The sequence below is a fragment of the Micromonospora sp. C51 genome (assembly GCF_018070435.1).
In the GTDB taxonomy this organism is placed as follows: Bacteria; Actinomycetota; Actinomycetes; order Mycobacteriales; family Micromonosporaceae; genus Micromonospora; species Micromonospora sediminimaris.
In genome coordinates, this window is the sequence record NZ_JAGPXQ010000010.1 from 69,300 (window position 1) to 95,781 (window position 26,482).

Sequence of the window (26,482 nt, forward strand, 5' to 3'; positions counted from 1 at the left end):
TCGCCAGACCCTAGCCGCCGACGCCATTGTTCGCTCGCCGCGGTCGGCGGCCCTCGTCGTGCTCGCGTCCACCCGCTGCGGTCGGTGGCCGGTAGCGGGTCAGCGCCGGGAAGGCCACGGCGAGCAGCACCGCGAGCACCGCCGCCGCGACACCACCACCGATCCAGGCCACCCCGCTGCCGAACCCGGCCGCCATGGCACCGGCCCGCAGGTCCCCCAGGCGCGGACCGCCGGCCACCACGACGGTGTTGACGCCCTGGAGCCGACCGCGCATCCGATCCGGAGCGTAGATCAACAACATCGACTGCCGTACCACCGAGCTGACCAGGTCAGCGGCGCCGGCCAGCACCAGCAGTACGACCACCAGCCAGAGCTGGCCGGCCAGTCCGGCCAACGCCACGGCGACGCCCCAGCCCACCACGGCGAGCACCAGCACCAGCCCCTGCCGGCGAACCTGGCCGATCCAACCCGAGACCAGGCCGGCGAGCAGTGAGCCGATCGCGATGGAACTGTAGAGCCAGCCCACCGCCGCGCCGCCACCGAACCGTTCGGTCGCCACCTCGGGGAAGAGTGCTCGCGGGAAGGCGAACACCATCGCGATGAGGTCGATGGCGAAGGAGAGCAGCAGCACCGGGCTGCCGGCCAGGTACCGCACCCCGTCGACGATGCTGCGCAGTCCCGCCTGCCGGGGCCCGCCGTCTGGATCAGGTTCCGGCGGCATGGCTGGCAGCCGCAGCGCCGCCCAGACCAGGGCGGCGAGCAGCGTCGCGTCCACGGCGTAGGCGACCGGCAGCGCCACCCCGAGGTCCCAGATCGCCAGGATCAGGCCGGCGGCCAGCGGCCCGAGGACCGCGGTGGCCATGGCGGTGGTGAAGTTCAACGTGGTGGCCGCCGGCACCAGCTCGGTCGGGACCAGCCGGGCCACGAGCGCCCCACGGGCCGGCCCGGAGATCGCGAACGCCACCGAACTCAATGCGACAAGGGCCAGTAGGAGAACCGGGCTGCCGACCCCCAGCAGCGCCTGGGTCAGCAGCCCCAGCACAGCCACCCAGAGCAGGACCGAGCCGCCCAGCAGCACCCGCCGCCGGTCGATGGCGTCGGCGACCGCCCCGCCCCAGAGTCCGAAGACCAGCAGCGGTACGAAGGCGGCGACGCCGAGCAGGCCGACCCAGAGGGAGTCCTCGGTCAACGCGTACATCTCCACCGGCACCGCGACGGCGGTGAACTGGAAACCGAACATCGCGATGGCGTTGCCGGCCCAGAGCCGCCGGTACGCCGGCACCCGCAGCGGGCGTAGATCGATCGCCCAGCGGCGCTGCTCGCGCGGCCGGTCGGTGCTGCCGACGGTCACGGTGCCAGCCGCTCCACGACCCAGCCCGCGCCGGTACGCCGGAACCGCAGCCGGTCGTGCAGCCGACTGGCCCGGCCCTGCCAGAACTCCACCGAGTCGGGACGTACCCGCAACCCGCCCCAGTGCGGCGGAGCGGGGATCGGGTCCACGTCGGCGAAGCGCTCGGCCGCGGCCCGGTAGGCGTCGTCGAGGGCGGCCCGTTCCGGCAGCACCGACGACTGGGCGCTGGCCCAGGCACCGAGCTGCGAGCCACGCGGCCGGCTGGCGAAGTACGCCTCCGTCTCGGCCCGGTCGACTCGTTCCACCGGACCGGTGACGATCACCTGCCGCTGCATCGGAAACCAGGGAAAGAGCAGGCTGGCGTACGGGTTGGCGGCCACCTCGGCGCCCTTGCGCGAGCCGTAGTTGGTGAACAGCACGAAACCCTCCGGGTCGTACCCCTTGAGCAGCACCGTCCGCGCGCTCGGCCGCCCGGCGGCGTCGGCGGTGCCGAGCACCATGGCGTTCGGCTCGGGCAGTTCGGCGGCGACCGCGTCGGCGAACCACCTGTCGAACTGGGTGTGCCAGTCGTCGGCCAGGTCGCTCTCCATCAGGCCGGAATCGGCGGCGTACTCGTGCCGCATCCCGGCTGGCACCGGTGTGTCCCCCATCACGTTCCCGCTCCTCCCCCGTCGGGCCGGTACGCGCCCGCCGACCAGCCCGTCCGGCCCAGTCTTATCCGTGCCGGAAGGGGCCCGGCAAGCGGGATGTCGCCAGCAGCACATCGACAGCGTCTCGCGCACCCGGTCACCAGCAGGCAAGATGTCACGAACACATCCCTGAGGGTCGCCTAAGGCGCTCACCCGGCCGGGGCCGGGACACCGAGCCCGGGCGGGCGCACCGACCACACACCAGGAGCAGTGAGATGGCCGATTTCAAACCCGGACTTGAGGGCGTCGTAGCCTTCGAAACCGAGATCGCCGAGCCCGACCGCGAGGGCGGTGCGCTGCGCTATCGCGGGGTCGACATCGAGGACCTGATCGGCCAGGTCTCCTTCGGCAACGTCTGGGCGCTGCTGGTCGACGGCCGCTTCGGCCCCGGCCTGCCGCCGGCCGAGCCGTTCCCGGTGCCGGTGCACTCCGGCGACATCCGGGTCGACGTGCAGTCCGCCGTCGCCATGCTCGCTCCGTACTGGGGCTTGCAGCAGTTGCTGGACATCTCCGACGGGCAGGCCCGCGAGGACCTGGCCCGGGTGTCGGTCACCGCCCTCTCCTTCGTCGCCCAATCCGCTCGCGGCCTCGGGCTGCCGGCGGTCCCGCAGAAGGAAATCGACAAGGCGGAGACGGTCGTCGAGCGCTTCATGAAGCGGTGGCGCGGCGAGCCCGACCCGAGGCATGTCAAGGCCGTCGACGCGTACTTCATCTCGGCCGCCGAGCACGGCCTGAACGCCTCCACCTTCACCGCCCGGATCGTCGCCTCCACCGGCGCGGACGCTGCCGCCTGCATCTCCTCGGGCATCGGGGCACTCTCCGGCCCGCTGCACGGCGGCGCGCCGTCGCGGGTGCTGACCATGCTGGAGGCGGTCGAGCGCAGCGGTGACGCGGAGGGCTATGTCAAGGGCGTGCTCGACCGGGGTGAGCGGCTGATGGGCTTCGGTCACCGGGTCTACCGGGCCGAGGATCCGCGCGCCCGAGTGCTCCGCCGCACCGCCAGGGAACTGGGGGCCCCGCGCTTCGAGGTCGCCGAGGCCCTGGAGAAGGCCGCCCTCGCCGAGTTGCAGGCCCGCCGACCGGATCGGGTGCTCGCCACCAACGTCGAGTTCTGGTCCGCCGTGGTGCTCGACTTCGCCGAGGTGCCGGCACACATGTTCACCTCCATGTTCACCTGTGCCCGGATGGGCGGTTGGAGCGCCCACATCCTGGAGCAGAAGAAGCTCCAGCGACTGGTTCGTCCCTCGGCCCGCTACGTGGGCCCGGGCACCCGCAAGCCGCACGAGGTCGACGGCTGGGACGCCGTCCCGCACGACGTCTGAGATGCAGCGGAAGGGCCCCTCTGCTGGACGGCGGAGGGGCCCTTCCGACTGCTCGGGCATCGGCGGCCAGCCGAAAGCGGCCGGCAGACGGACGTGGCCGGCAGACGGACGTGGCCGGCAGACGGACGTCGCCGGCAGGCGGGGCGGCTGACGGCGGAGCCGACGAGCGGGAGCGGGTCGACAGGCCGCGGCAGGCCAGGTCGGCCGGCTGTGGCGGACGCCTCATGGTTCAGGGTGGGACCAGCGCCCGGACCGGCGGTGACTGGTGCGAGGATAAAGTCCGGCAGCGCTGCCGGACGGGCTCCGACCCGGCAACGCCGTGCGGTCACGCACGCGTCCGCGGTCGGTCCACGCCCATTCTGCTCACCCGGGCCCCGACCCATGCGGAAGGATCTTGAACACCGTGGCTGACGCACCGACCATCCGGATTCCCGACGAGATCAAGCCCGCCGACGGCCGATTCGGCTGCGGGCCGTCCAAGGTCCGTCCGGCCGCGGTCTCCGCGCTCGCCGAGGTGGCCACGAGCTACCTGGGCACCTCGCACCGGCAGAAGACCGTCCGAGACCAGGTGGCCCGGTTGCGCTCCGGCATCGCCCAGTTCTTCTCCCTCCCCGAAGGCTACGAGGTGATCATCGGCAACGGTGGCACCACCGCCTTCTGGGAGGTCGCCACGTTCGGCCTGATCCGGGACCGGGCCCAGTTCGCCAGCTTCGGCGAGTTCGGCGCCAAGTTCGCCAAGGCCGTCAAGGACGCGCCCTTCCTCGGTGAGCCGACGGTCCGCAAGTCCGACGCGGGCAGCGCCCCGGCCCTGGCCGCCGAGGCGGGCGTGGATGTGTACGCCACCCCGCACAACGAGACCTCGACCGGCGTGGCGGTGCCGATCGGCCGGGTGGCCGGCGCGGACCCGGGCTCCCTGCTGCTGGTCGACGCCACCTCCGGTGCCGGCGGGCTTGAGGTCAACGTGGGCGAGACCGACGTGTACTACTTCGCCCCCCAGAAGTGCTTCGGCTCCGACGGCGGGCTCTGGCTGGCCCTGATGTCGCCGGCCGCGCTGGAGCGGGCCGCCGAGGTCAAGGCCTCGGGACGGTACATTCCGGCCTTCCTCGACCTGGTCACCGCGATCGACAACTCGCGGCTGGAGCAGACGTACAACACCCCGGCGCTGGCGACCATCTTCCTCGCCGCGGAGCAGACCGACTGGATGAACTCCCAGGGCGGTCTGGCCTGGGCGGCCAAGCGCACCGCCGAGAGCGCCTCGGTCGTCTACGGCTGGGCCGAGCGCTCCTCCTTCGCCACGCCGTTCGTCACCGACCCGGCGCTGCGCTCCAACGTGGTCGCCACCATCGACTTCGCCGACGGGGTGGATGCCGGAGCGATCGCGAAGGTGCTGCGCGCCAACGGCATCGTCGACACCGAGCCGTACCGCAAGCTGGGTCGCAACCAGCTGCGGGTGGCGCTCTTCCCGGCCGTCGAGCCGACCGATGTCGAGGCGCTGACCGCGTCCATCGACTACGTCGTCGAGCGGCTGTAACCGCCGACCCGGCCCTGCCACGGGCCCGGCACCCCGACCGGGGTGCCGGGCCCGCACCGTGTGATGCCCCGGTCGGCGTCCGGCACTCAGCTGATCCCGCACCACTTCGGACCGTCTACCACGCCACTGTCGGCCACCGACAGCTGACCCGTGACACAGCGGCGGAGCAGGCGGATCCGCCGCTTACCCGGGCGTGGCGTCTCCCACCGGGAGACGGATGGGCGTACCGTGGAGCGCAACGCCCCGGGTGGCCGGCTCGTGGCGTACGGCCAGCGAAGCGGGACGGAGGCAACGCGATGCGCCCAGTACGCTTCGTCGCCCTCTCCGAGGACGGCCAGGCCCTGGTGCTCGCCGACGAGGTCGGGCGGCTGCTCGCCCTGCCGTTGGACGAGCGTGTCGCCGGAGCGCTGCACGCCGAGCCGGGTACGCCCACGCTCGCGGTGGCCCCGGCCGCTGCCGACCCGGTGCCCTCGCTGTCTCCTCGGGACATCCAGGCCCGGATCCGCTCGGGCGAGTCCGCCGAGGACGTCGCCCGGATCGCCGGTGTCCCGGTCGACCGGGTGCTCCGCTACGCCGGGCCGGTGCTCCAGGAGCGCGCGATGCTCGCCCAGCACGCCCGGCGCACCCGACTCAAGGGTGCCGAGAAGCCCACGCCTCTCGCCGAGGTGGTCAACGGTCGGCTCGCCCAACACGGGATCGACACCGAGAAGATCTCCTGGGACGCGTGGCGCCGCGACGACGGCACCTGGCGGATCGTCGCGACCTGGCCGTCGGGCAAGGCCACCGCGCAGGCGGTCTGGGATCTGGACAAGACCCGGCAGTCGGTCGCCCCGCACGACGACATGGCGCAATATCTGTGCGCCGAGCGTCCGACGCCGATCCTGGGCCAGGAGCCGGCACCGGAGCGGGGCGGCCACGCCCTGCCCGGCCCGTCGCGTGGCGAGCCGAGCCGGGGTGGGCACGGCCTACCGTCGCCCGCCGAGCCGGGGCGTTCGGGTCGTGACCCGATCCGAGCCGGTCGTGACGCGCTGCTCGCCTCCCTCGACCGGCCACTCGGCTCGACCTCGGGCCGTGGTCTCGAACCGCGCTCGCCGGCCGCTCTTGCCGGCGGCCCCGACGCGCAGCGCCAGCGCGCGGTCGCCGGGGGCGCTGCGGCGCTGCTCGGCGGCGGTCAGGGCTCGGCCTTCGACGACGACGCGGACGCGCCCAAGGAGGTCCCGGCCGTGCCCTCGTTGGCGGTGCTGCGGCCCCGCCGGACCAACGCGCCGGCCGCTGGTGGCACCGAGTCCGGCGAGGCTGGCGGCAAGCCGCGCAAGCGTCTCCCCAGTTGGGACGACGTCCTCTTCGGCAGCGGCCCGGCGGCCCGCGAGTCATCCTGACCCGCGGGCCCCGCGCCCGCCCACGCCGCCGCCCCGTGTGGATTCAGAGGGGCCAGGCGGCGAGCCGGTGATAGCTCGACGGGGGTCCGGGCCGGCTGTGCACCAGCACCAGCTCGTCGGCGGCCCAGGGCGGCCCGAGGTAGGCGTCGAGCGTGGCCAGGTCCGCCTCGATGTCGGCGTGCGGCAACCGGTCTCCCGGGCGCGCAATGGTCAGGTGTGGTCGGAAGGGTCTCTCGTCGCCAGGTAACCCCGCCGTGGCCAAGCCGACGCGAACGGCACCGGCGAGCGCCCCCAGGCGGGTGACCTCGCCGCGTACGTCGACCCAGAGCACGGTGCCGCGACCCCAGCCGAACCGGCCACCGCCGCCCAGCCGTAGTACGGGCGGACCGCCCCGCCCCTCGCCCACCACGGCACCGCCGCGCGCATCGTCGACGGCGTCACCGAGAACCTGCCGCACATCGTCCAACCGGGCCGGGTCGACCTCGCCGAGGAAGGCGAGGGTGAGATGAGCCTTGGTCGGGTCGACCAGCCGGACGTTCGTGCCGGCAGCCGAGGCCGCTGCCAGTCGCAGCCCGCTCACCTGCGCGGTCAGGTGCGCGACGGCATCGGCCGGCGGGTAGATCGCAGTGAAGAGTCGCACCTGTCACAGGGTGGCAGCTAATGGTTCCGCTCAGGCTGCTCGGGGCGGGCAGCCGGCAGCCGCAGGCCGGCCGCGTCCAACTCGGCCTCGACGCGTACCCGTTCGATCTGCCGGTCCAGACCGGACAACTCCGCGAGATGCTCGGTGATGCCCAGTGCGTGGCAGGCCAGCCGAAGCCGATCGTCGTACGCGTCGAGCACGTCGCGGTGCCACACGACCGGCCTGCTGCCGCCGGCCCGGTCCCGACGCAGACACCGCAGGTCGGCGGCGATCTGCTCCAGCGGCCGTCGCTCCGACCGGTCGAGCGCGTCGAGGTCGATCCGGTCGGCGACCGCGACCGCGTCGGCGGCCTCGTTCAGCCGGGCGATCAGGCACCGGTCGCGGCGCCGCTGCCGCCACTCGCCGTACCGACAGGTCAGCCGGTCGACTACCTCGTCGGTACAGATGACCAGCGCAATCAGCACCGGCACGAAGACCACGGCGGCCAGCGCCACGGCCAGGAGCAGTATGCGTAGGACCTCCACCCATCGAAGCTATGCCGCTGCATAGCGTCACGTAAGCGATTTTCCGCATTCCGGGGTCAGGTGGGTGGTGCGGCAGGCTGGCGCGACGGTGAGCCGACCCGCGGACCGACCTGTGCTCACATTTCGGTGACGTAGAAGCGGGGCAGTGGCAGGACGCGAAACCGCAGTCGAGCACCCGCCCGGCGCAGCTGCCAGGCCAACGCCAGCAGCGCGGTGGTCAGCGAGAGCAGGCCACCGGCCCAGATGCTGGCACCGGCGCCGAAGGTCTCCGCGACCCAGCCGATGATCGGGGCGCCGACCGGGTTGGTGCCGAGGAACACCAGCACCCACAGCGCCATCACCCGTCCGCGGAAAGCGGCGTCGGTGCCGAGTTGTACCCGCTGGTTCGCCGCCTGGGCGAAATAGACCATGAAGAAGCCGGTCGGCGGCAACAGGGCGACCACCATCCAGTACGCCGGGGCCAGCCCGACGAGCGTGCCGAAGGTGGCGCAGCCGATCGCGGCGCCCAGCACCAACCACACCGACGGGCGGCTCCGCCGCCCGGTTCCGGCCAGCGCACCGACCAGCGCACCGGCCGCGAGCGTGGTGCTGAACAGGCCGAACGAGGCCGCCCCGGTGTTGAAGACGGTCTTGGCCAGGGCCGCCAGCGTCAGCTGGAAGTTGAACAGCGACATCCCGATCACCGACATCACCACCATCGGGAGCAGCAGGTCGGGACGGCGGGCGACGTAGCGCAGCCCGTCGAGCACGGTCGCGGCGGCCCGCTCGTCACGCGGTGGCAGTGGGTCCCGGTGCAGCTCGGTCGGGCGCATCCGGATCACTGTCACCAGCGGCGCGATCGAGCTGAGCGCGGTGACGAGGAAGACCGGCCCGACGTCGAAGACGGCGATGGCCAGGCCGGCCACGGCCGGGCCGACGATCCGGGCCGAGTTGAACACGGCCGCGTTGAGCGAGAGCGCGTTCGGCAGCAGCGCCGTGCCGACCAGTTCGGAGACGAACGCCTGTCGTACCGGGGTCTCCATCGCGTTGGCCACACCGAGCAGGGCGGCGAAGACGAAGACGTGCCAGAGTTGCACCAGGTCGGTGAGCACCAGCACGCTCATGGCCAGCGACAGCACGGTCCAGAAGGCGTTGGCGACGAAGAGGAGCATCCGCTTGTCGTACCGGTCGGCGAGCCGGCCGGAGAGCAGCGTGAGCAGCAGCACCGGGGTGAACTGGAGGGCGACGACCACGCCGAGCGCGGTGGCCGAGTCGCCGGAAAGCTCGAGGACCAGCCAGTCCTGGGCGATGAACATCATCCAGACACCGATCAGCTTGACCAGTTGCCCGAATGCGAAGAGCCGGTAGTTGCGGACCTGTAGGGACTGGAACATCGTGCTCAGCCTTGCCTGCACTCTTGGTGCGCCTCCTCGCGGTCGTACGCGTCGTCAACGACGGACGGCACGGCGCGGGGCGCACACCCGGTGCGCGCGGCGTCAGGCGCGGGAGATTCGCTGAAGAATCTCCGCAGCCCGGTGCAGGGTCTCCCGGTCGGGTTCACTCAGCTCGGCCAGCCGGCGGGCCAGCCATTCGTCCCGGACCCGCTCGAACTGGTCGAGCACGGCCCGGCCCCCCTCGGTCGTCGCGAGGATGACCTGCCGGCCGTCGGTCGGGTGCGGAGTCCGCTGCACGAGGCCACGCTCCTCCAGCTTCGCGACGATCTTGGTCATCGTCGGTGGCTGCACCCGTTCGACGTCGGCGAGTTCCCGCGGCGTGAGCGCGCCCGCCAGCCGAAGACTGGTGAGCGCGGACAGTTGGGTGACCGTGAGGTCACCAACCGGCCGGGCCTGGCGGACCCGCCGGTTCAACCGGGTGATCGCATCACGCAGCTGAAGGGCCAGCTGCGCCGGTGGCATGCTCTGAGCCGTCACCGTCCGCTCCGTCACGATAGTTAGCCTAACTAATTAGCTGACCGAGCCGCAGCGGATATGACCATGCTCACCTCGACGTTCTCCTGCTCGGGGCCGGGGGTGCGGATCACGTCAGGAGGATCACACACCCCCGGCCCGGACGGCTGTCAGAAGAGCAGCGCCTCGATCGGACCGCGCAGGAAGTACACCACGAACAGCGCCGCCACCGCGTACAGCAGCGGGTGGATTTCCCGGGACTTGCCCTTGGCCAGCTTGATCACCACGTACACGATCAGGCCGGCTCCGATCCCGTTCGAGATCGAGTAGGTGAACGGCATCAACACGATGGTGAGGAAGGCCGGGATGGCGATCTCGTAGTCGGACCAGTCGATCGTCCGTACCGCCGTCATCATCAGGAACCCGACCACCACCAGCGCGACGGACGCCGCCTCGAACGGGACGACCACCACCAGCGGCGCCAGGAACATGGCCAGCAGAAAGAGCACGCCGGTGACCAGGTTGGCCACTCCGGTCCGGGCGCCCTCCGCGACACCGGCGGCACTCTCGATGTACGACGTGTTGCTGGAGACGCTGGCCGCACCACCGCTGGCCGCCGCGATCGAGTCGACCAGCAGGATCTCCCTGGTGCGCGGCGGGGTGCCCTGCTCGTCGAGCATGCCGCCCTCCTGACCGACGGCCACCATGGTGCCCATCGTGTCGAAGAAGTCGGTGATGAGCAGGGTGAAGATGAACATCAACACAACCAGCCAACCGGCCCGCCCCCACGAGTCCAGCACGTTGAACTGACCGAGCAGGGAGAGATCCGGAACGTCGAACGGGTTGCTCGGCAGCGTCGGAACATTCAGCGACCAGCCCTTCGGGTTCGGCACGCCGTCGACGAAGGACGGGCCGATGTTGCCCACCGCCTCCACCACCATGGCCAGCGCCGTGGAGGCGAGGATGCCGACCAGGATGGCGCCCTTGACCCGGCGTACCACCAGCACCAGGGTCACCAGCAGGCCGACCACGAAGACCAGCATCGGCCAGCTGACGAGTTTGCCGCCGATGCCGAGACCGACCGGGACGGTGGTGTTGGCATCGTCCGGAATCCGCCGGACGAAGCCGGCGTCCACCAGGCCGATGATGGTGAGGAACAGGCCGATGCCGACGCCGATCGCCGTCTTCATCTGGGTCGGCACCGAGCGGAACACCGCCGTCCGCAGCCCGGTCAGCACCAGCACCGCGATGATCAGCCCCTCGATCACCACCAGGCCCATCGCGTCGGCCCAGGTCATCTCGGGCGCGATCTCGTACGCCACCAGGGCGTTGACGCCGAGCCCGGCGGCCACCGCCAGCGGGAAGCGGCCGACCACGCCCATCAGGATGGTCATCAGACCAGCGATCAGGGCGGTGGCCGCCGCGATCGCAGGGATCGGCAGGGTCTGGTTGTCACCATCGACGGCGCTGCCGAGGATGAGCGGGTTGAGCACCACGATGTACGCCATCGTGAAGAAGGTGGCCAGGCCGCCGCGTATCTCGCGGGTGAGCGTCGAGCCGCGGGCCGAAATCTCGAAGTACCGGTCGAAGCCGTTGCGCGGCTGGCCGGAACCGGGTGGGGTGCCGTTGTCGGGCGGCGCTACTGCCATCAGGAACCTCACAGCGGATCATCGGGTTGTCGCGCGCATCGTCGCAGATGGCCGGCCTCTCCGGAAGCGTCGTCACGTACGCTGGCCGGGTGCCCACCCCGCCGCCCCGTCCCGAGCCGCTCGACCCGCCGATGGTGCCGTTCGCCCTCGCCGGGATGGCGGCCTGGGCCGTCGCCGGGCTGGTGCTGCTGCTCTTCCGCGACCGGCTGGTCGCCGGTGGCCACGAGAACTGGCTCTGGATCTGCCTGGCCGGATTCCTCTGGGGCTTCCCCGGTCTGGCGGTGATGATGCGGCACGACGCCAACCGCCGCCGCCGTCGCGCCGCGGGTTGACCCGACGGGCGCCGGCCACGGTCAGGAGTGCCCGTACGGCTCCGCCGGCTCGCCGCTCTCCACGGACCCGGCGGCGCGGCTGACCGCCATCGGCTCCACCGCGCTGTCGTCGTAGACGGTGGGCATCTCGTCGACCGCCGTGTCGGCCTCGACCAGGGTCTCCGAGTGGGCACCGCAGCCGTGGTCGGCGCTTACCACCCGGCCGTCGTCCGGCGCGTAGAAGTTGCCGCAGACACCGAAGCACTGCCGCAGCCTGCCCGCTAGTGGCAGGTAAAAGCCGCAGGTGCCGCAGCGGGCGGCGGCGGGTGCGGAGGCGGAGATCGGTGCCGAGGGGCCGTGATCGCCGTCGTACCAGCGCTGGGCCGTCTCGATCCGCCCCTCCCGTGACATCACCCGGGGCCGGCCCAGCCCCAGTTCCCAGACGGTCTCCTCGACCGCCGGGTCGTCGGAGAGGAGGTAGCCGGGCTGGAGCCGCTCGTCGTCCGACGGGGTCGGCAGCAGGTCGCCGGGGCCAAGGTCACCGGGCTTCAGTCGCTCCTGCCACGGCAACCAGCCGGGGGCGAGCAGCGCGTCCGGGCCGGGCAGCAGGACCGTCTCACAGATCGTCACCGTACGGCTGCGCGGCACCCGGGTCACGGTGACCGCCCACCGCCAGCCGCGATAGCCGGCCAGCCGGCACTCGAAATAGTGCGTGACGAGTCGATCACCCTCGGTCACGACCTGGAGGTGGTCGCCGACGTCGTCGGGGCCAACCTCGGTGATGCCGGCGCGCGCCACCTCGACGGCAGCGGCGCAGACCTGGTCAAGGCGGGCGGCACGGGCGGAAGCGGGCCTGGTCACCCGACCATTGTTCCCCATCGGGTGGGTGAGCCGTGAGGCACTCCCCAGAGGTGTTCTCCGGCGGTGGCGCAGCATTGCCCGGGCCGATGGGTCAGGATGGGTGCCATGCCGCTGTTCTCCCGCGCTGAGCGGTCCCTCCTCGGGCGGACCGTCGGCACCGGCATCCGCGCCACCCGGCTGATGCTGCGCGGCTCCCTGTCCAGCGGCCGCTGGGTGACCCGCAGCGCCGCGCGGGCCCGGGCCCGGGGTGCCGGCGGGGAGACCGGCATGGTCCGTCTGTTCGACCTGCACGCGATCTCCTGTGCCGGTGACACGCTGATCGCCATCGGGCTGGCCGGGACGATCTTCTTCAACGTGCCGCTCGGCGAGGCACGGAGCAAGGTCGCGCTCTACCTGCTGGTGACCATGGTGCCCTTCGCGATGCTCGCACCCGTGGTCGGGCCACTGCTCGACCACTTCCGGCACGGCCGTCGCTACGCCCTGGCCACGACCATGTTGGGCCGGGCGTTCCTGGCCTGGTTGATCTCCGACTACATCCACGGCTTCGGGCTCTATCCGGCGGCCTTCGGCGTGCTGGCGCTCTCCCGGGCGTACGGGGTGGCACGTTCCGCAGCCGTCCCCCGACTGCTGCCGGAAGGGCTCGGGCTGTCCCAGGTCGGTGCCCGGGCCAGCGTCTACGGCACGGTCGCGGGTGCGCTGGTCGCCCCGATCGGCCTGGCCGCGTTCTGGTTCGGACCGCAGTGGCCGTTACGGGTCGCGTCAGTGATCTTCCTGGTCGGCATGGTGATCGCCCTCCGGCTGCCACCGAAGGCGGACTCCGAACCGCCGGAACGGGTACCGCGACCACTGCGGGCGCTGCGTCGAGGCACGGACGAACGACCACTGGGCCGGGGCAGACCCGCCGGACGACTGGTGATCTCGACCCTGATCGGCGCGGCCACGCTGCGCGCGGTCTACGGTTTCCTGCTGCTCTTCCTGGCCTTCACCATCAAGGCGGGCGACCTGACCACCGTGGTGTTCGGGCGCGATCTGGGCGACGAGGGATCACTCGGCCTGGTCGGCGGCGCACTGGCCGTCGGCACCTTCCTGGCCACCGCGATCGGTACCCGGTTGCGCATCCACCGCCCGGCCGCCCTCCAGTCCAGCGGCATGGTGATCGTCGCCGGGGTTGGCGTACTCACCGTGCTCAGCTTCTCGCTACCGATGGTCGCCCTGCTCTGCGTGGTCACGGCGATGATGAGCGGCATCGCCAAGCTGGCCGTGGACGCCTCGATCCAGGAACGCATCCCGGAACGGCTGCGGGCCAGTTCCTTCGCCCATTCCGAGACGGTGCTGATGCTCGCCTTCGTCGCCGGTGGCGGGCTGGGGCTCGTACCCTTCGACGGCCGGATCGGCATCGCCGTCGCCGCCGGTGTCGGTGCCCTCGCCGCCGCCCGGGGCCTGGTGATGGCCCGGCGGCTCCGGGCCGAGAAGCTGCACGGACGGCCACTGACCGACGACGAGTTGGCCGCGGAGAAGCAGGCCGAGTCGGCGCGCACCACCGAGGCGGATCACGCCGAGTCCACCCCCACCTCACCCGCCCCCTTCCAGGGCGGACGTGGTCCCGAGGAGCCGGGGATGGCACCGCCGGGCTTCCACATCTACCGCCCGTCCTCGACGATCACCGGTTCCGGTGGTGGCGACGATGAGACGCGGCGCAGCTCACCCGGTTCGCTCACATGAGCGGTCTGCTCGTGGTGACCGCGGTTCCCGCCGAGGCGGAAGCGATCCAGGCCGGCCTCGCCGACCCGACCGTGGCGGTGCTGCCGGTCGGGGTGGGCCCGGCGGTCGCCGGTGCGGCGACGGCCCGGTTGCTGGCGCTCGCCGAGATGGCCGGCCGCCCGTACCGGGCAGTGGTCAGTGCGGGGGTTGCCGGCGGCTTCGCCGGCCGGGTCGCGGTCGGTGGCACCGTGCTCGGTACCCGGGCCGTCGCCGCCGACCTGGGCGCGGAGTCACCCGACGGCTTCATTCCGATCGACGAGCTCGGCATGCCGGCCGAACTGCTCGGCGGCGGCACGGCCCTCGACGCCGACCCGACACTGCTTGCCGGCCTGCGCGCCGCGCTCCCGGCCGCGACCGTGGGACCGGTGCTGACCGTCAGCACCGTTACCGGCACCACCGCCAGCACCGAGGAACTGGTCCGGCGTCACCCGGAGGCGGTGGCCGAGGCCATGGAGGGGTACGGCGTGGCGGTCGCCGCCAGCCAGGCCGGCGTGCCCTTCGTCGAGCTGCGTGCCATCTCGAACCCGATCGGCCCCCGCGACCGCGACGCGTGGCGTATGCGCGACGCCCTCACCGCCCTCACCGCCGCCGCCTCCGCCCTCCGCTGACCCGCCAACCCCATCCCAAGATCCGCGCAACTTCGGCGATGTTGCTGATTCTGGCCGAGTTCAGGCAGCAAGATCCGGGAAGATGCCCGGATCTTGGGTTGGGGGCGCTGCCGCGCTGGCAGCGGGTCGGGTCGGCGGGGTTACGGTGGGGGTGTGGCGCTCTCGCTGGCGATCTCGCCCTGCCCCAACGACACGTTCGTTTTCCACGCGCTGGTGCACGGACAGGTGCCCGGCGCGCCGCCGGTCGAGGTGACGTACGCCGACGTGGACGTCACCAACACGGCCGCCGAGCGGGGCGCGTTCGACCTGGTGAAGGTGAGTTACGCGGCGCTGCCGTGGCTACTGGAGGACTACCACCTGCTGCCCTGTGGGGGTGCGTTGGGCCGGGGATGTGGCCCGCTGGTGCTCACCCGCACCGACCACGGCGGCCGGCCGGAGCGCGACGACCTCACTGGTGCCACCGTCGCGGTGCCGGGTGACCGGACCACGGCGTACCTGCTGTTCCGGCTCTGGGCGGCCGGACGGACGCCGCGACGCATCGAGGTGGTGCCGTTCCACGAGATCATGCCCGGCGTGGCCGCCGGGCGGTACGACGCCGGACTGGTGATCCACGAGGCCCGGTTCACCTACCCCCGACACGGCCTCACCGCCCTGGTCGACCTGGGCGAGTGGTGGGAGTCGGACACCGGGCTGCCGATCCCGCTCGGCGCCATCCTGGCCCGGCGGGGCGTGGTCGACCCGCAGCAGGCCGCCGGCTGGATCCGGGACTCCGTCCAGCGGGCCTGGGCCGATCCGGCGGCCAGCCGGGGGTACGTGCTCGCGCATGCCCAGGAGATGGAGCCCGACGTGGTGGACCAGCACATCGGCCTCTACGTCAACGAGTTCACCGCAGACCTGGGTGAGGCGGGTTTCGCTGCCGTCGAGGCGCTGCTCGGCCGGGCCGCCGACGCCGGGCTCGTGCCTCAGACCTCCAGCTCGCGGGCGACCGCGTGGACCAGCTGAGCGATCTTCTGCGCGGTCCTACGGTCCGGGAAGCGGCCCCGACGAAGGTCGGGCTGAACCTTCGCCTCCAGCACCTTGATCATGTCTTCGACCAGGCCGTGCAACTCCTCGGCGGGACGTCGGCGCAGCTCCGCCACGGACGGCGGCGCGTCCAGCAGCTTCACCCCCATCGCCTGCGCACCCCGCCGGCTGTCCACCACGCTGAAGTCGACCCGCTGGCCGCCCTTGAGATCGGTGACACCCGCCGGTAGCGCGCCCTTCGGCAGGAACACGTCGCCACCCTCGTCACTGGTGACGAACCCGTATCCCTTGGCCGCGTCGTACCACTTCACTCGACCCGTAGGCACCTGAGAACCTCTGCTTCGCTTGAACCGTCTACTGCCTCAAGGCTAGCCGGATCATCCCGTCGAGCGCCGCTGGGAATCCGGTGAGATCCGCCAGCACCGCCGCCGCCCCGGCGGCACGCAGCTCGTCGGGGGTACACGGGCCCGTGGCCACCGCGATCCCGGGCACCCCGGCCGCTGCGGCGGCCACCATGTCCGCCACGTGGTCGCCGACGTAGTGGGTCGCCCCGTGCGCCCGCAATGCGGTCGCCTTCTCCTCAGCGAACAGATCACCGGCCAACTCGTCCACGACCAGCCCCAGATGGTCCAGGTGCAGCCGGGCCAGCCGCCCGATCTTGGACGTGACCACCAGCACCCGGCCGCCCCGGTCGCGGACCGCGGCGAGGGCCGCCGCCGCGCCGGGCAGCGGCACGGTCGGCGTGATCGCGTACGCCGGATACAGCTCGCGGAAGATGGTCACCGCCCCCTCGACCTGCTCCGGCGGGAACCAGTGGGCGATCTCGGTACGTAGCGGCGGGCCGAGCCGGGACACGGCGGCGTCGGCGTCGACGGGTACGCCCGTCCGCTCCGTCAACGCGCGATAGGTCGCGGCGATACCGGGACGCGAGTCGACGAGGGTCATGTCGAGGTCGAAGCCAACGGTCAACGAGGGCATCCTGGAAAGCTACCCGGCCAGCCGGACCGGCCGGGTCGTCCGATGGGCGGGAGTGGCCCCGACCGGGCTAGCGTGGAACGACGATGAGCACCTCACTCGCCGACCACCTGCGGTCGCTGCCCGACGAGTCCCTCGCCGCGCTTCTTCAGCTCCGGCCCGACCTCGTCGTACCGGTCCCCGCCGACGTGGCCGCCCTCGCCATCCGGGCACAGTCCCGCGTCTCGGTGTCGCGCGCGCTCGACGGGCTGGACCAGTTCACGCTCCAGATCATGGACGCGGCCCGGTTGACCCGTGACCCGGCCGACGGCACCACCTCGGTCGACGGCGGGCAAGGTTCCTGCTGTACGGCCCCGACAGCGCCCTGCACCTCGTCGGTGGCATCGACGAGATCTCTCCGTACCCTGCGGGGCTCGGCCGGCCGGCGACGGAGCTGGACCCACGCACGGCCGCGCTCTGCGCGGACCCGGCGAAGCTGCGGCGGACGCTGCTGTCCGCGCCGCCGTCGGCCCGGGCGATCCTGGACCGGCTGGCCGCCGGCCCACCGGTCGGCAGCGTGCCGCCTGGGGCGTTGCAGGCACCGGCGGTCGGCGCGGACGACGACCTGCCGCCGGACGACACGAACGGCGGGGCGCCGACCGGGTCACCGGTGCGCTGGCTGGTCGACCACCGGCTGCTGGTGCGGGTCTCCGGCGGCAAGGGTGGCACCACCGGCATGGTCGAGCTGCCCCGGGAGATCGGGCTGCTGCTGCGCCGCGAGACCGGTCCGCTGGGCCCGTTGAGCAGCAGTCCACCCCAGGTGGCCGCGACGCCACGCGAGCCGAAGGCTGCCGACTCCGCCGGGGCCGGGCAGACCATGGAGGTGGTACGCCACACCGAGGCGCTGCTGGAGCAGTTGGCCGCCGAACCGGCGCCGGTGCTGCGGTCCGGCGGCATCGGGGTACGTGACCTGCGCCGGTTGGCGCGGGCCACCGGGTCGGACGAGTCGACCGCCGCACTGCTGCTGGAGGTGGCGTACGCGGCCGGGCTGACCGGTGAGACGGAGTTGCCCGGTGCCGCCGGTCGGTACGGCGCCGACCAGCAGGTGCTACCCACCGCCGGGTACGAGATGTGGCGGGCCGGTTCGCTGGCTCAGCGCTGGGAACAACTGGCCCGGGCCTGGCTGACCATGACCCGACAGGTCGGTCTGGTCGGCCAGCGCGACGACCGGGACCGGCCGATCACGGTGTTGTCGGCGGAGGCGGAACGGGCCGGTGCCCCGGCCGCCCGGCGGGCGGTACTCGGCGTACTCGCGGATCTGGAACCGGCGGCCGCGCCCAGTGCCGAGGAGGTGCTGGCGCTGTTGGACTGGCGGGCGCCCCGACGCAGCCGTGGCCGGGAGAACGCGCATCGGGAGGTCCTGGCCGAGGCGGCCACGCTGGGCGTGACCGGGCTGGGGGCGCTCACCTCGTACGGGCGGCTGCTGCTGGCCGAGGCGACGGCGAGCGAGGACGACACCACGGCCGACCCGCTGGGGCTGCGGGCCGACGCCGAGGACGGTGGCAGCGCGATCCGGGTCCTGGACACGCTGCTGCCCGCTCCGGTGGACCACTTCCTCGTCCAGGCAGACCTGAGCGTGGTGGTGCCCGGGCCGCCGGAGCCGGCGCTCGCCGCCGAGCTTGAGATGGTCGCCGAGCCGGAGTCGGCAGGTGGGGCGAGCGTGCACCGGATCACCACCGGCAGTGTGCGGCGGGCGCTGGATGCCGGCTACTCCGCGGACGACCTGCACGACCTGTTCCGTCGCCGGTCCCGCACGCCGGTGCCGCAGGGATTGACGTACCTGGTCGACGACGTGGCCCGCAAGCACGGCGGGCTGCGCATCGGCTCCGCCGGGGCGTACCTGCGCAGCGACGACGAGGCGCTGCTGGCCGAGGTGCTGGCCGACCGGCGGGTGGAGGCGTTGGCGCTACGCCGCCTCGCGCCGACCGTGCTGGTTACCCCGTACCAGGGCGGCCGGCTGCTCAGCGTGCTCCGGGAGGCCGGCTACGCCCCGGTGGCCGAGGATGCCACCGGGTCGACGGTGCTCACCCGACCGAAGACCCGACGGGCACCGGCCAGGGTGTCGGTGGCGACCCGGGCGCTCGACCCGCTCGCCACCCCACGCCTGCCACTGCCGCGCCTGCTCGGCGTGGTGGAGCAGATCCGGCGGGGTGACGCGGTGGCGCGGGCGGCCCGACGGGCTCCGGCGGTGGTGCGCGGCGCGGCACCGGACGGGCCGGCTCCCACGCACAGTCACCACGACGCCCTCGCCGTGCTTCAGCAGGCGGTACGCGACAAGGCGCTGGTCTGGGTCGGCTACGTCGACGCACACGGGGCAACCGCGTCCCGGCTGGTGCGGCCCGTGTCGCTCGGCGCGGGCTACCTGCGTGCCGAGGACGAGCGCACCGAGATGCTGCACACCTTCGCCCTGCACCGGATCACCGCGGCGGTGCTGGAGAAATGAGGTTCAGCGGCGACTGCGCCGCACCGACCCGACGATCGCCACGATCAAGAGCAGGGTGAACCCGGTGCCGGCCGCCTCGCCGACCGAGTCGACGAAGCCCTGCTGGAGCACCAGCCAACCGAACAGGAACCAGCCGAACAGGACGACACCGACGATCGCGTACGCGACGACGGTGGCGGTGGAGACGGGTTCGGACGACTCTGCCTGCTCGCGATCGGGGACAACTTCCTGGTCAACGGTCATCTGCCCTCCCCCGTACGGTCCGGCCCTCGAACGTCAAGGGTGTCACCCTTGACGGCTGTCGGCCAGCACCATCGGGTACCGATCCGGCTCTGTCCGGACCCGAGCGGTAGCCGGCGGCGAAACGGTGGGGTGGGGCGCCGGTACGGCCCCGGGCGCGCCGCTCGCCCCCGTTGGCTTCCACTGCGACGGGAACGGCCCCCGCTTCCTGGCCCGTCCGGCCGTGGATCGAACGCGCTGCGCACCGGCACCGACCGGCATGACGACCGCGAGGGCGTACGGTGGCCCGTTTCGCGACCCATCGGGCCGCCGACCTCGACAACTCGTCCCCTACTGCTAGACGCACCGGGGCACCGGCAGGGTTGCGCAGGATGAGCACTTTCTCGCCGCCCGCCCGTACGTGCAACACTGGATGGTCGCCCGATGGCAGGTCAGCCACCTGCTCCGGCGGCCGGATCAGCCGTACGGACGAGAGGATTCGGCGTGAGTGGTGGACCACTTATCGTGCAGTCGGACAAAACCCTCCTGCTGGAGATCGACCATCCCGACGCACAGTCCTGCCGGATGGCCATCGCACCCTTCGCCGAGTTGGAACGTTCGCCCGAGCACGTGCACACGTACCGGTTGACGCCGCTCGGGTTGTGGAACGCCCGCGCCGCCGGCCACGACGCCGAGGGCGTGGTGGACGCGCTGATCAAATATTCGCGCTACCCGGTGCCACACGCGCTGCTGGTGGACGTCGCCGAGACGATGGACCGGTACGGGCGGCTCCAGCTCGCCAACGATCCGGCGCACGGCCTCGTCCTGCGCGCTCTGGACCGGGTGGTCCTGGTCGAGGTGGCCAAGAGCAAGAAGCTCGCCGGGATGCTCGGCAACCGCATCGACGACGACACCATCGCGGTGCACCCCTCCGAGCGGGGGCGGCTCAAGCAGGCCCTGCTCAAGCTCGGCTGGCCGGCGGAGGACCTCGCCGGGTACGTCGACGGTGAGGCGCACCCGATCGAGCTGGCCGAGGCCGGCAAGGACGGTGGCAAGGCGTGGACGCTGCGGTCGTACCAGCGGGAGGCGGTCGAGGCGTTCTGGGCCGGCGGGTCGGGTGTGGTGGTGCTGCCCTGCGGCGCCGGTAAGACGCTTGTGGGTGCGGCGGCGATGGCGGAGGCGAAGGCCACCACGCTGATCCTGGTCACCAACACGGTGGCTGGCCGGCAGTGGAAGCGGGAGCTGATCGCCCGCACCTCGCTGACCGAGGAGGAGATCGGCGAGTACTCGGGCGAGCGCAAGGAGATCCGCCCGGTCACCATCGCCACGTACCAGGTGCTCACCTCGCGGCGCGGCGGCGCCTTCACCCATTTGGACCTGTTCGGTGCCCGGGACTGGGGCCTGGTCGTCTACGACGAGGTGCACCTGCTGCCCGCGCCGATCTTCCGCTTCACCGCGGACCTCCAGGCCCGCCGCCGGCTGGGCCTGACCGCCACCCTGGTACGCGAGGACGGCCGGGAGGGCGACGTGTTCAGCCTGATCGGCCCGAAGCGGTACGACGCGCCCTGGAAGGACATCGAGTCGCAGGGCTGGATCGCCCCCGCCGAGTGTGTCGAGGTCCGAGTCACCCTGACCGACGCCGAGCGGATGGCGTACGCGACGGCGGAGGCGGAGGAGCGCTACCGGATGGCGGCCACCGCCCGCACCAAGCTGCCGGTGGTACGCGCCCTGCTCGACCGGCATCCGGGCGAGCAGACGCTTGTCATCGGGGCGTACATCGACCAGCTGCACCAGCTGGGCGAATATCTCGACGCCCCGATCGTGCAGGGCTCGACCACGAACAAGGAGCGCGAGCGTCTCTTCGACGCGTTCCGCACCGGGGAGATCCGTACGCTGGTCATCTCCAAGGTGGGGAACTTCTCCATCGACCTGCCCGAGGCCGCGGTGGCGATCCAGGTGTCCGGCACGTTCGGCTCCCGGCAGGAGGAGGCGCAACGGTTGGGGCGGGTGCTGCGCCCCAAGGCCGACGGCCGGCAGGCGCACTTCTACTCCGTGGTCTCCCGGGACACCATCGACACCGAGTACGCCGCCCACCGGCAGCGCTTCCTCGCCGAGCAGGGGTACGCGTACACCATCGTCGACGCCGACGACGTCCTCGGCCCACCCCTGCCCACCGTCGACTGATCCGGGTCGCCGGCAAGATCCGCACACCATCCCTGTTGTTGCTGCCTCAGCTCGAAGCCGACACAGCAACAGCAGGGATGGTGCTGCACTGGTTCAACCCTGGCGTCCTCAGAGCACGCGGGTCACCTGCTCGGCGACGATGACCGTGTCCCGATCCGCCGGGTCCAGGTTGGCGCAGAGCAGCACCGAGGCACCGGCCGCCAGCGGGGCGAGCAGCCACTTCAGCGGCTGGTCGTGCTCGGCGACGTCGACCAGCAGCCGGTCACCGGCCCGCAGGTCGAGCTGCTCGGCCACCGCCCTGGCGATCGAACCCCACTCGGCGTAGCTGGTGCCGTCCGGGCTGGCCGCGTCGTTCGCGTGCAGCACGGGCCGATCGGTCGGGGCGACGCCGTGCCGCAGCACTTCCACGGACCAGTCGAGCCAGCCGACCGGTACGTCGACCAACGGCTGCCGGCCGGTGCCGACGAGGTAGCGGTGCAGCCCGTCCGGTACGTCCTCCAGCCAGTCGTCCAGGCGCTCCGGGGTGACCAGGACCGCGTCGTACGGCCGGTCGCCGCCCGGCTCCAGCACCGGCAGCCCGGCGGTGGCACGCGGCCGGAACGACACCTCAAGCCCCACCGCCCAGGCCCCCAACAGCACGGCGGCGGTACGCCAGTGCGGTGGCAGCAGCACCGCCACCCGACTGCCGGGGATCAGGCCGCAGCCGTCCCGCAGCAGGCCGGCGGCCCGCGCCGACCATTCGCCCAGCTCAGCGGCGGTCATGGCGTGACGCGCACCGGTCCGGTGATCGAGGTGGCTGAGCAGTGGCCCGTCCCGGTCAGCGAGACCGGCGGCGGACGGTACGGGAAGGGCAGCGCGCATACGTACGTCCTACTCCTGCCGCTCGGGCCTGTCGAGGCCGACCCTCCGGCCGGGCCGGTGAAGACATGACTGATGGCATTGGTGCGGGGTACCGCGGCACGGGGAGAGTCAGCGTCATGACTACTCACGGCGAAGAGCGCACGGCTCTCGACGGCGTCCGGCTGCCGATGCTGCGGCGACTCGTACCGGTCGTGGCGCTGCTGTTCCTCGCTCCCTGGGCCGCCGAATGCTCGTGGGGCGGCTTCGCCGGCACCGACATGCTCGGCGTGGTGATCGTCCTGGCACCGATGTACGGGGGCGCGGCGGTGCTCATCCGGGAGGCGGCCCGGCGCACGGGCGGTGGCTGGCCGATGATCGTGCTGCTGGCGGCGGGGTTCGGGGTGGTTCAGGCGGGTCTGGTGGACCAGTCGCTGTTCAACCCCGACTATCTGGCCGACACCGAGTTCGCCGAGCTGAGCGCGGCCGACCGCACCCGCGTTCCGGTGCTGGGCATCAGCGCGCAGGAGGCGATCAGCTTCCTCGGTAACCATGTGGCGTTGACCATCTGCGCGCCGATCGCCATCGTCGAGTCGTACCTCTCCCCGGCCCGCCGGCTGCGGCCGTGGCTGGGCGCGCCCGGCCTGGTCGCCGTGACCGTCCTCTACCTGCTGGGCAGCCTGCTCGTCTTCGCCGACGACAGTGGACGCAAGGGGTTCCTGGCCAGCCCCGGTCAGCTCATCGGGGCGACGTCGGTGGTCCTCGCTCTGGTCGTGGTGGCGGCGCTGCCCCGCTGGCGGCGGCGACCACTTCCGGATCCGGCCGCCGCGCCCCGGCCGACCCGTCCCGGACTGCTGGTGCTGATCGTCTACCTGGGGGTCAGCATGCTCTCCGGCTGGGTCGGCGTCGCCGTGTCGGTGATCGTCGTCGCCGCGCTGGTGGGGCTGCTGGTTCGCTGGGCGGGACGCGCCGGGTGGGGTCAGCGGCACGTGCTGGCCAGTGCCGCCGGGGCGCTGGTCGGGGCGGCCGTGCTGGCCTACCTGGTGCCGCCGTACTCACCGGCGTCACCCACCCAGGCGCTGATCAGCGACGTGATCGTCAGCCTGCTCGCAACCGCCATGCTCGCCGGAGCGTACGCGCGGCTGCGGCGGCACGAGGGGTGACCAGCCGACACCGCACTAGCCCGGAAGTTCGGGGCCGCCGTCGAGCAGTGGGGCGAGCAGGTCGCCGTGCTTCTCGACCCGGTCCAGCACCTCGCCAGCGGTGTAGGGCTTGGTGGCCGGGCGTCGGCCCGCCGCACCGGCGGAGACCTCGTCCCAGGTCAGCGGCGTCGACACCGACGGGACGGGCTGGGCGCGCAGCGAGTACGGGGCCACCGTGGTCTTCGCCGCGTTGTTCTGGCTCCAGTCGATGAAGACCTTGCCCGGTCGCAGGTTCTTCGCCATCTTCGAGACCACCAGTTTCGGCTGGTCGCGTTCGAGTTCCTGGGCGATGCGCCGCGCGTAGGCCGACACGTCGTCGGCGGGCTGGGTGCCGGAAATCGGGCAGCAGAGCTGCATGCCTTTCTTGCCGGAGGTCTTCGGGTAGACGGTCAGGCCGTCGGCGGCCAACCGGTCGCGCAGCGACAGGGCGACCTGGCAGCACTGCTTGAGCGCGGCCGGGGCGCCCGGGTCCAGGTCGACCACCATCAGGTCCGGGTGCGCGCCGACCTTCCACTGCGGGGTGTGCAGTTCCAGGGCGGCGAGGTTGGCCAGCCAGACCAGGGTGGGCAGGTCGTCGGCGACGACGTAGTCGATGGTCTCCCGACCCTTGGTGGAGCCCGGCGCCGGCAGCGTCTCGACGCGTACCCAGGATGGGGTGGCGGCCGGGGCGTTCTTCTCGAAGAACGAGCCGCCGGTCACCCCGTTCGGGTAGCGGATGCGGGTAAGCGCCCGGTCGGCCAGGTGCGGCAGCAGCACCGGGGCGATCCGGGTGTAGTAGTCGATCACCTCGCCCTTGGTGAAGCCGGCCGTCGGATAGAGGACCTTGTCCAGGTTGGACAGCTCCAACGTGCGGCCCTGCACGTCGACCGGGAACCGGTCAGCTGGCATCGTCGACCTCCTCGGCCGGTTTGTCCGGACGGATCCGCAGGATTCGGGGGAACCGCAGCCGCCCGTCCGGGGTGCGCTGGCCGTACTTCACCTCCACCACGACCCGGGGAGTTACCCAGATCGCGCCCCGGGCATCCTCGCGGGGGACGTCGCCGCTGAACGGCGAGGCGGTGGTGCGCAACGGCTCCAACTCGCGCAGCAGTTCCCGTTCGAGAGCGGCACCGATCCCCCCGCCGACCCGGCCCCGGTACACGAGTCGGCCGTCCGCGCCGGGGACCCCGACCAACAGGCCACCGATCCGCCGCGCGCCGGGCCGCCAGCCGCCGACCACGAAGTCGCCGGTCACCTCCAGCTTGACCTTCACCCAGTCCGGCGAACGCACCCCGGGCCGGTAGGCCGACTCGACCCGCTTGGCCATCACCCCTTCGAGGCCGTGCTCGCCGGCCGCCTCGTAGGTGGCCGGGCCGTCGGAGAAGACCGGGGGGACGGCCCACCGCGCCGCGCCCAGCGCCAGGCCGTCGAGGGCTTCCCGCCGCCGGGCGTACGGCCAGCCGGTGAGGTCCTGACCGTCCAGCCGCAACACGTCGAAGATCATGTACGTGACCGGTACGGTTGCCGCCAGCCGGGCCGCCTTGGCGGCGTTACGCACGTGCATCCGCTCGGCCAGGGCGGTGAACGAGGGCCGCCCGGCCTGGTCGAACAGGACCACCTCGCCGTCGAGCAGGACGTCGTCGGCCTGCTCGCTGAGCGGAATCAACTCGGGGTAGGCGGTGGTGATCTCCACACCGGAACGCGCGTACAGGCGTTGCCGTCCGGCGGCGATGTCGGCCAGGGCGCGTACCCCGTCCCACTTGAACTCGTACACCCAGTCGGGACCGGTCGGAAGCTGCCCGGTCATCGCGAGCATCGGCTTGAGCGGCGCGCCGGACACAGGACGACTGTAGTAGCCGGCCGAACACCTCGCGTCCGGTTCCCTGTGATGCGAGCATGGTCGATACCGGGGAAGGGAGCGCAGCATGCGAGCCATCTGGAAGGGAGCCGTGTCGTTCGGCCTGGTCTCGATCGCGGTCAAGCTGTATTCCGCGACGGAGGAGAAGGACATTCGGTTCCACCAGGTGCACCGGGCCGACGGCGGACGGATTCGGTACAAGCGGACCTGCCAGGTCTGCGGCGAAGAGGTCAGCTACGACGACATCGCCAAGGGCTACGACATCGGCGGCGGGGAGATGGTCATCCTCACCGACGAGGACTTCGCCGACCTGCCGCTGAGCACCTCCCACGCGATCGACGTGCTGGAGTTCGTGCCGGCCGAGCAGGTCGATCCGATCCTCTACAACAAGGCGTACTTCCTGGAGCCGGAGGGCACCGCGACCAAGCCGTACCTGCTGCTGCGGGACGCGTTGACCGACTCGGAGCGGGTGGCGATCGTCAAGGTGGCGCTGCGTCAGCGGGAGCAGTTGGCCACCCTGCGGGTCCGTGAGGGTGTGCTGCTGCTGAACACGATGCTCTGGCCCGACGAGATCCGTAAGCCGGACTTCGGTTTCCTCGACGAGGACCTCAAGATCCGGCCACCGGAGTTGGCGATGGCCACGTCGCTGATCGACTCGATGGCCGGGGACTTTCACCCGGACGAGTTCAACGACGACTACCGGGCGGCGTTGCAGGAGGTCATCGACGCGAAGGTGGAGGGCCGCGAGGTGGTCCAGCCGGAGGAGGTGGAGGAGGCTCCCGCCGCCGCTGTCGACCTGATGGCCGCGTTGAAGGCGTCCGTGGAGCGGGCCAAGGCGGCTCGTGGCGAGGCGCCGGCCGGCGGGGGCGCCGAACCGACCCCGATCTCGTCGGCCCGCTCGGCGCAGAAGAAGGCGGCGGAGAAGAAGGCCACCAAGGCGCCGGCCAAAAAGGCACCCGCGAAGAAGACCGCCGAGAAGAAGACCACCGCCAAGAAGGCCCAGCCCGCAAAGAAGACCGCGGAGAAGAAGGCCACCAAAACCGCCAAGAAGACCACTCCGCGCAAATCCGCCTGACTGCGCTCCTGGTCGCCCGAATGCCCCTTTGGGCGGTTGCGGGACGACCTGGACTCCATGATCGGCACAGCCGTGCCTGCGGACGTGGGCCATCGATGGTCGGAAGTGCGTCAGACACCAGGTACCGTGTGTCGGC

24 protein-coding genes and 1 pseudogene are annotated in these 26,482 nt (G+C 71.9%); 11 read left to right on the forward strand and 14 right to left on the reverse strand.

The features are described from left to right. Window positions 1–10 precede the first annotated feature (10 nt). Entirely contained in the window at window positions 11–1,351 is a 1,341-nt protein-coding gene (locus KBX50_RS13895) for an MFS transporter (protein ID WP_210937454.1), read from the reverse strand. Further along, window positions 1,348–2,001, reverse strand: a complete 654-nt coding sequence (gene pdxH, locus KBX50_RS13900; RefSeq protein WP_247673662.1) for a pyridoxamine 5'-phosphate oxidase — start codon at window positions 1,999–2,001, stop codon at window positions 1,348–1,350. The genes KBX50_RS13895 and pdxH overlap by 4 nt, the downstream gene beginning before the upstream one ends. Window positions 2,002–2,255: 254 nt before the next feature. On the opposite strand from pdxH, the gene KBX50_RS13905 reads away from it, so the two are divergent. The 3 genes from KBX50_RS13905 to sepH all read left to right on the forward strand — a co-directional run bounded on the left by KBX50_RS13905 (window position 2,256) and on the right by sepH (window position 6,272). Next, window positions 2,256–3,362, forward strand: coding sequence for a citrate synthase 2 (locus tag KBX50_RS13905; protein WP_210937455.1), 1,107 nt, complete (start codon window positions 2,256–2,258; stop codon window positions 3,360–3,362). Between the two features lie 403 nt (window positions 3,363–3,765). After that, window positions 3,766–4,893, forward strand: coding sequence for a phosphoserine transaminase (serC, locus tag KBX50_RS13910; protein WP_210937456.1), 1,128 nt, complete (start codon window positions 3,766–3,768; stop codon window positions 4,891–4,893). A gap of 296 nt (window positions 4,894–5,189) precedes the next feature. Then, window positions 5,190–6,272 carry a septation protein SepH gene (sepH, locus tag KBX50_RS13915; protein WP_093404134.1) on the forward strand — a complete coding sequence of 361 codons (1,083 nt, stop codon included), beginning with the start codon at window positions 5,190–5,192 and terminating at the stop codon, window positions 6,270–6,272. A gap of 43 nt (window positions 6,273–6,315) precedes the next feature. Here the strand turns inward: sepH and thpR are convergent, their stop codons facing one another. From thpR to KBX50_RS13940, 5 genes are all read right to left on the reverse strand, one after another. Then, window positions 6,316–6,912 carry an RNA 2',3'-cyclic phosphodiesterase gene (thpR, locus tag KBX50_RS13920; RefSeq protein ID WP_210937457.1) on the reverse strand — a complete coding sequence of 199 codons (597 nt, stop codon included), beginning with the start codon at window positions 6,910–6,912 and terminating at the stop codon, window positions 6,316–6,318. Between the two features lie 17 nt (window positions 6,913–6,929). Continuing rightward, window positions 6,930–7,436, reverse strand: coding sequence for a hypothetical protein (locus KBX50_RS13925; protein WP_210937458.1), 507 nt, complete (start codon window positions 7,434–7,436; stop codon window positions 6,930–6,932). A gap of 116 nt (window positions 7,437–7,552) precedes the next feature. After that, window positions 7,553–8,830: an MFS transporter gene (locus KBX50_RS13930; protein ID WP_210937459.1), complete on the reverse strand. Its 1,278-nt coding sequence runs from the start codon at window positions 8,828–8,830 to the stop codon at window positions 7,553–7,555. Window positions 8,831–8,911: 81 nt separating this feature from the next. Continuing rightward, complete coding sequence (locus KBX50_RS13935) at window positions 8,912–9,361, reverse strand: MarR family winged helix-turn-helix transcriptional regulator (RefSeq protein ID WP_210937460.1); 450 nt, start codon at window positions 9,359–9,361, stop codon at window positions 8,912–8,914. 131 nt (window positions 9,362–9,492) lie between these two features. Beyond that, window positions 9,493–10,971, reverse strand: a complete 1,479-nt coding sequence (locus tag KBX50_RS13940; protein ID WP_210937461.1) for an NCS2 family permease — start codon at window positions 10,969–10,971, stop codon at window positions 9,493–9,495. A gap of 89 nt (window positions 10,972–11,060) precedes the next feature. Between KBX50_RS13940 and KBX50_RS13945 the strand changes: the two genes are divergently transcribed. Further along, a complete protein-coding gene (locus KBX50_RS13945) occupies window positions 11,061–11,303 on the forward strand; it encodes a DUF2530 domain-containing protein (RefSeq protein WP_269740182.1) in 243 nt (80 codons plus the stop codon). 21 nt (window positions 11,304–11,324) lie between these two features. Here KBX50_RS13945 and KBX50_RS13950 read toward each other — a convergent pair whose 3' ends face one another. Next, window positions 11,325–12,161, reverse strand: a complete 837-nt coding sequence (locus KBX50_RS13950; RefSeq protein WP_210937462.1) for a DUF3027 domain-containing protein — start codon at window positions 12,159–12,161, stop codon at window positions 11,325–11,327. Between the two features lie 87 nt (window positions 12,162–12,248). Here KBX50_RS13950 and KBX50_RS13955 point away from each other — a divergent pair, with 87 nt between their 5' ends. From KBX50_RS13955 to KBX50_RS13965, 3 genes are all read left to right on the forward strand, one after another. Then, a complete protein-coding gene (locus tag KBX50_RS13955) occupies window positions 12,249–13,865 on the forward strand; it encodes an MFS transporter (RefSeq protein WP_210937463.1) in 1,617 nt (538 codons plus the stop codon). After that, window positions 13,862–14,512, forward strand: coding sequence for a futalosine hydrolase (locus KBX50_RS13960; RefSeq protein WP_210937464.1), 651 nt, complete (start codon window positions 13,862–13,864; stop codon window positions 14,510–14,512). The genes KBX50_RS13955 and KBX50_RS13960 overlap by 4 nt, the downstream gene beginning before the upstream one ends. Window positions 14,513–14,665: 153 nt before the next feature. Next, window positions 14,666–15,514 (forward strand): 1,4-dihydroxy-6-naphthoate synthase, encoded by an 849-nt coding sequence (locus KBX50_RS13965; RefSeq protein ID WP_210937465.1) that lies wholly within the window; start codon window positions 14,666–14,668, stop codon window positions 15,512–15,514. Here the strand turns inward: KBX50_RS13965 and KBX50_RS13970 are convergent. Together KBX50_RS13970 and KBX50_RS13975 are read right to left on the reverse strand one after the other, a co-directional pair. Next, the gene (locus tag KBX50_RS13970) at window positions 15,475–15,861 is read right to left on the reverse strand and encodes a cold-shock protein (protein ID WP_093404122.1); all 387 of its coding nucleotides are present in this window, start codon (window positions 15,859–15,861) and stop codon (window positions 15,475–15,477) included. The two genes, KBX50_RS13965 and KBX50_RS13970, sit on opposite strands and share 40 nt — an antisense overlap. Window positions 15,862–15,889: 28 nt before the next feature. Beyond that, a complete protein-coding gene (locus KBX50_RS13975) occupies window positions 15,890–16,513 on the reverse strand; it encodes an HAD family hydrolase (protein WP_210937466.1) in 624 nt (207 codons plus the stop codon). Between the two features lie 83 nt (window positions 16,514–16,596). On the opposite strand from KBX50_RS13975, the pseudogene KBX50_RS13980 reads away from it, so the two are divergent. Then, window positions 16,597–18,992: pseudogene (locus KBX50_RS13980) on the forward strand (helicase-associated domain-containing protein). A gap of 3 nt (window positions 18,993–18,995) precedes the next feature. Here the strand turns inward: KBX50_RS13980 and KBX50_RS13985 are convergent. Next, window positions 18,996–19,235 carry a hypothetical protein gene (locus KBX50_RS13985; protein WP_210937467.1) on the reverse strand — a complete coding sequence of 80 codons (240 nt, stop codon included), beginning with the start codon at window positions 19,233–19,235 and terminating at the stop codon, window positions 18,996–18,998. A gap of 480 nt (window positions 19,236–19,715) precedes the next feature. Here KBX50_RS13985 and KBX50_RS13990 point away from each other — a divergent pair, with 480 nt between their 5' ends. Further along, window positions 19,716–21,395 carry a DNA repair helicase XPB gene (locus KBX50_RS13990; protein WP_210937468.1) on the forward strand — a complete coding sequence of 560 codons (1,680 nt, stop codon included), beginning with the start codon at window positions 19,716–19,718 and terminating at the stop codon, window positions 21,393–21,395. A 108-nt stretch (window positions 21,396–21,503) separates the two neighbouring features. Here the strand turns inward: KBX50_RS13990 and KBX50_RS13995 are convergent, their stop codons facing one another. Then, a complete protein-coding gene (locus tag KBX50_RS13995) occupies window positions 21,504–22,256 on the reverse strand; it encodes a TIGR03089 family protein (RefSeq protein ID WP_210937469.1) in 753 nt (250 codons plus the stop codon). 116 nt (window positions 22,257–22,372) lie between these two features. Between KBX50_RS13995 and KBX50_RS14000 the strand changes: the two genes are divergently transcribed. Next, entirely contained in the window at window positions 22,373–23,395 is a 1,023-nt protein-coding gene (locus KBX50_RS14000) for a hypothetical protein (RefSeq protein WP_210937470.1), read from the forward strand. Between the two features lie 15 nt (window positions 23,396–23,410). On the opposite strand, the gene ligD (KBX50_RS14005) is transcribed toward KBX50_RS14000, so the two are convergent. Continuing rightward, window positions 23,411–24,322, reverse strand: coding sequence for a non-homologous end-joining DNA ligase (gene ligD / locus KBX50_RS14005; protein ID WP_210937471.1), 912 nt, complete (start codon window positions 24,320–24,322; stop codon window positions 23,411–23,413). Then, on the reverse strand, window positions 24,312–25,253 hold the full coding sequence (gene ligD / locus KBX50_RS14010; protein ID WP_210937472.1) for a non-homologous end-joining DNA ligase: 942 nt from the start codon (window positions 25,251–25,253) through the stop codon (window positions 24,312–24,314). Before ligD (KBX50_RS14010) ends, ligD (KBX50_RS14005) begins: the two co-directional genes overlap by 11 nt. A gap of 85 nt (window positions 25,254–25,338) precedes the next feature. On the opposite strand from ligD (KBX50_RS14010), the gene KBX50_RS14015 reads away from it, so the two are divergent. Continuing rightward, a complete protein-coding gene (locus tag KBX50_RS14015) occupies window positions 25,339–26,346 on the forward strand; it encodes a Ku protein (protein ID WP_210937473.1) in 1,008 nt (335 codons plus the stop codon). Window positions 26,347–26,482 lie beyond the last annotated feature (136 nt).